Genomic DNA, 4,606 nt, shown 5'->3' on the forward strand with positions numbered 1-4,606 from the left:
GGTCAGCCCACGCGACCGTGAGTACGGCTTTCCGGCGCTCGCGGTTCGGGAAGTCTATGGCTGCGATGTCATCGATCAGAGCAGCGACTTGGGCGGGTCGGCCGTCGAACCATGCGGCGGCATCCTTCAACCTACGGCGAGCTGCCGATCGTGCGGCCGGCGCAGGGGTATGGCTGGCGCCAGCCACGAGGACGGACAGAGCCGAGACGATGTTGATCGCGGGCGGTGCCGGCTCCTCGGCTGAGACGTGCCGCTCAATGAGTTCGCTCACGCGGTCGAAGGGATCCCGGGGCATGGCAACTCCTCAGGCGGCTTCACCAGACCAGACGGCTTTATCGTTGGCCCAATCCTCACTGAAGGAACGCTTGAATGCCTCGACGTTCTCGTATTCGCGGTCAACGTCCCAACAACGGCCATCCGGACCGATCACTGCATAGTAGTCGCCCAAGGTTCCCTCGGGGGTGATGGGGTCGAGCAGCAGATTTGATGCGCCATCAAACCGGAAGGCGACCACTGGGAGAGTGTCGTAATCAACGCTCCTATCCTCATCTGATTGACGGGGCGGGGTGGCGCGCACCGCTTGATAGCCAGGAGGGGCCGGGAAGATGGCGGTCTGCCGGCTAGCGATCCAGTCTAGATCCGCGCTTACCGTCAGGGTCTCGCCGCCAACGAAGTGGATGGTGCTACGCGGTGTCTCTCGGGTCGATGGCGCGGGCTCAATCCAGAGCACCTGAGCGGGGTTGATGAGCTTGCTGCCGACGTTGATGAGCATGGTGGTCTCCTGCGGTTCTTATCGACCTGCCCTGACGGCACGTTCCTTGACGACGACGCCTAGACGCGGGTCGCCTCGGAAGTGCGGCCGAACCCATGTGAGTTCGGGCCCGTATGGCTTCTCGATCCGGCGCAGATGTCCAAGGACGCCATGATACCGAACGCCGTTGCCGACTTCGTGAGCCATTGTACTGCCATAGCTGGATGAGGTCTTCGGCAGAGTAATCTTGACCTTGTTGAAGCTGAGGAGAGGGTGGCGCCCTCTCTTAAGCCGGGCCTTTTGAAGCGCCGGTTGCCAGCGAATTTCCTGCCGTTCCACGATCCGAGGCGCATTCAGCGCTGCGATCAGCAGCTCTGTCAGGATGGAAAGCTCCTGAAACAGGCTAGGGCCATTATCCTGGCATTGTAGACCGCTGTTCTGGAAGCAAAACCATTCACAGCGGGCAGTTATATCCCTGTAGCCGTGGTGCCAAACTCGACCAGATACCAGAGGCGCCGGATAGCCGCTCCCATACACATCGCTGAAATAATCGGCAACGATCCATCCGTCTTCCTGCCAAAGCAGCGCCCCTATCAATCCACGTTCCTCGCCATAGAGGTGCGTCATCGTAATCGGGCCCTCAATCCAGACCTTATTGGCTGGAAGCCGAGGCGAGATGCCGGTGTCAAAAACCTGCACTCCAAGCTGCTGCAGGCTATCGAAGTCAACACCATCAATTGCGAACCGTTGTGCGGCTGCTGCGGCGTCGACCGCGATGAAATCAGCGAGCGCTTTGTGCGCCGGCACTGAATGGTTGATCTCGAAGCCATGAGAGAGCGCATCTTTTGCGCGCCGCCACCGGACAAGCATGTCCTCTTTGGCATCCTCTCCCATCTGCGGCCCATCAAAGAAAAGCTGAGCTAGAGTCATCGCGGGATCCTCTCAGGCTGCTCGGGACAAGGCGCTGTAGGACGCCAGCACGTGCCGGCGATCGTTCGAGGGAAGGCGGTCGAGCGCGACCAAGGCCGGTTCGAGGGCGGCTGGGTCCGTCTCAGCCTGGGCGAGCAGGCGCACGAGGTCGGCGGCACGCGGGCCGCAGTGGACGCGGGCCAGCGCTCGCATGGCGCGGAGGCGGGCACGCTGCTCGGCGGGGTCAAGGCCGGCAGCCCACGGACCGAACTGATCGCAGGGGCGGATCATTCGGCAGCCTCCCGGTAGGCGGCAAAGTTAGGCGGCCACCAGCGCACGATCTCAGGGATGACGGGCACGTGCGGTTTCGGCGGCTGCGCGGGCACGTCCACCACGAGGCGGTAGGCGGCGGCCAACTCGGGGGCGATGTCGGCGCAGCGCGGCCAGCGGGGCGGGGTGGCGGGCGCGGGCTGCGGACCGGCGGCCTTCGGCGCCTCGGCCTCTTCGAACCTCACCCACTCGATCGCGCCGAGGCGGTCGGACAGCCAGGATTTCAGGTCGGCAGGGGCGTTCGGCAGCAGGACGGCGCGGGCTGGCGCGAAGCGGCCGAGGCGCTTGTACGAGGCCAGTCTGACGTTGGGGGTAACGTCTATATATAGATCCCTTATAGACGTTACCCCCAACGTCGGAAGGACCATCTCCTTAGCGCGGTCCCGCGTCGGCGCAGCTTCGGGGAAGCAGGCCATGATGTCGGCGGCGCTCTCCAGCAGGACGCCTTCGACCGCCATCTCGGCCCAAGCGCCGACCTTGGCGTCGTCCCACTGCGAAGCAGCGTCCACGCTGACCGGCAGCGGCACGTCGTTGATGATGTCGAGGAAGGCCGGCGCATCGGGGCCGCGGCGCAGGGCACGCAGGCGACCGATGGCCTGGATCAGCCCGGCTTCGGTGATCTGCCAACGTAGCGCCTCGACCATGCTGTCGGGATGCTGGCCGCGCTCGACGCGCGCACCCTGACCGGACGCGAGACGCACGGCGCCGGGAACCCGCGGATACCAGCGCCCGCCACCCTTCGGGTTCGGCTCGATCTCGTGCGGCACCGTGCCGGTGATGATGCCACTCAACGGCTCGGTGATACCAGGTCCGGGTTGTAGGCGGCCGATGCAGATCAGGCCGGCGGCAGTCGCCCAACGATCGATGCCCGCGACCGCACCGAAGTGAGCGGTCTCGACGTTCTGGGGCAGGCCGGCGACGGTCAGCACCTCGATAAGGCGCATGGGCGCGATCACGACGATGACACGCGGCCAGACCACGGCAGCTCGCAGGCGGATGAGGCGCAGCAGGTCGGTGACGACACGCTTCGGGGATCCGGCGGGGGCGTCTTCGGTCTCCTCGCCATCGCTGCCAATGATGCCGAGCTTGCGCGCCGTGACGGGCGCGCCGAGGATCTGACGAACCTTCACGTGCGGACTCCATCGGGCGGTGATGTCGGCTTTCACCTCGACGCGGTGGCCCATGACGGGCTCCAGCAGCGGGGCCTCGGGCAGGGTCGCGTCGATCAGCAGCGCGGGCGCGAGCCAGGAGTCGCGCACGGTATCGAGGCTCCGGCGCTCCAAGATGCGGGTCTGGGTCTCGTGGTCGTAGCGGAGGGACAGGCGGCCGGAGGCTTCTGCGCTGCCGGCGAGGAACTTGCGCACCTCCTCCCAGAGGCCCGCCAGCAGCTTCACATCGGTGTTGTGCTGCCCGACCGTCACGGCGAGCGCCTTGCGCGCTGTCGCATCCATGCCGGGTACGATGCCGGGGTCGCGCAACCTCCCCCATTCCAGCGAGTAAGCTGCCGCCGCCAGCGAGGCGGTCACGTCGTTGCGCATAAGGGTATCGCGATGCAGAGGGCCATCGTCTCGATGAGCGTCTAAGGCTCGCAGCAGGTTTGCTCGGGCAAGTTCGAGGTCGTTGGCGGCATTGGTGAACAGCGGGGCCTTCTCGCCCGGCTCGACAGGCGCGTGCCTGATCGCGTCGAGGGACAGGCGCGCCGGCTTGTCCGGCAGGGCGCCCATGGTCAGCCCCTCATCAATCACGAGCGCGTCCGGCGCCGGGATCGCGGCGGGGCGGGCGTGGAACAGCAGGGCATGCGGCACGAGCCACACCGGAGCGTTGGCCTGCCGCTGACGCTCCATCCCGCATCGGTCGTGAAACCGGCAGAACACCTTGCCGCCGTCGATCCGCTTCTCGCAGACCGTCGAGGGGATCCGCTGGACTGCGGCCTTGGCGTCCTCGATCGCCGGAATGTCGAGGCACATGGCCTGGTCCGGCGCGTCGGGATCAGGTGAGGTGTAGCCGCGATAGACCCGTGCCTCGACGCCGAGGGCGCCGAACCGCTCGGCCAGTTCCCCAAGCAGGTTATGCGTCGGAGCGGCGTAGACGATGCTGATCCCGGCCTTGGCAGCGGCGGCGGCGCCCTGGATCGCCTGGGCGGTCTTGCCGATCGCCGTTTCGATGCGCGCCGCCCATGAAACCGGATCCGGCTTGGCGGGTTCGTCCTGCTCCCGTTCCTTCGCTTCCTCGGCCTCGATCTTCCACTCGGACAGATCGCGCTTCCAGGCCGGCACATGACCTTCGAAAAACTGAGAGATGATGGCAGCGGTGGCAGTCTCGGCCTCAGCGACGGAAACTCGCTGGTCGGGGTAGGTAGGCGCCGCGGTATCGTCCTCGGCCTCGGGCTTTGGGTCGAGGGTTACGAACCCCCGCTTTACCCGGTCGAGAAGGGCCACTGCCTTCACGCGGGCGGCGGCGGGCAACCATCGCGCGTCGTCCAGAACCGTCGAGGCCGTGAAAGCCTCCCAGCCCCGAGCGGCGAGCGCGGTGACGGTGATCTCGATGCCCTCGGCCTTCATCGCCAGGGCCGCCGCGAACACCACGCGGGTCAGGTGATACTCACGGCCGTCGATC

At 66.2% G+C, this 4,606-nt stretch carries 5 protein-coding genes; 1 reads left to right on the forward strand and 4 read right to left on the reverse strand.

Features of this window, described 5'->3' with window-relative positions; all coding sequences use genetic code 11:
• From OXS49_RS32620 to OXS49_RS32630, 3 genes are all read right to left on the reverse strand, one after another.
• Nucleotides 1–295: hypothetical protein (locus OXS49_RS32620; RefSeq protein WP_267428658.1), on the reverse strand; the 295-nt coding region annotated here is incomplete at its 3' end.
• A 9-nt stretch (nt 296–304) separates the two neighbouring features.
• Nucleotides 305–772 carry a hypothetical protein gene (locus OXS49_RS32625; protein ID WP_267428659.1) on the reverse strand — a complete coding sequence of 156 codons (468 nt, stop codon included), beginning with the start codon at nt 770–772 and terminating at the stop codon, nt 305–307.
• 18 nt (nt 773–790) lie between these two features.
• Nucleotides 791–1,681: a hypothetical protein gene (locus OXS49_RS32630; RefSeq protein ID WP_267428660.1), complete on the reverse strand. Its 891-nt coding sequence runs from the start codon at nt 1,679–1,681 to the stop codon at nt 791–793.
• Nucleotides 1,682–1,732: 51 nt separating this feature from the next.
• On the opposite strand from OXS49_RS32630, the gene OXS49_RS32635 reads away from it, so the two are divergent.
• Nucleotides 1,733–1,969, forward strand: coding sequence for a hypothetical protein (locus OXS49_RS32635; RefSeq protein ID WP_267428661.1), 237 nt, complete (start codon nt 1,733–1,735; stop codon nt 1,967–1,969).
• Here the strand turns inward: OXS49_RS32635 and OXS49_RS32640 are convergent.
• On the reverse strand, nt 1,948–4,606 hold a 2,659-nt coding region (locus tag OXS49_RS32640), incomplete at its 5' end, for a hypothetical protein (protein WP_267428662.1). The two genes, OXS49_RS32635 and OXS49_RS32640, sit on opposite strands and share 22 nt — an antisense overlap.

Origin of the sequence: Methylobacterium sp. GC_Met_2, from assembly GCF_026540795.1 — a bacterium.
GTDB lineage: Bacteria > Pseudomonadota > Alphaproteobacteria > Rhizobiales > Beijerinckiaceae > Methylobacterium.

Excerpts from the sequence above, each read along its gene's own strand:
- OXS49_RS32625 (WP_267428659.1), bottom strand. The coding sequence starts at position 772 with ATGCTCATCAACGTCGGCAGCAAGCTCATCAACCCCGCTCAGGTGCTC.
- OXS49_RS32630 (WP_267428660.1), bottom strand. The coding sequence starts at position 1,681 with ATGACTCTAGCTCAGCTTTTCTTTGATGGGCCGCAGATGGGAGAGGAT.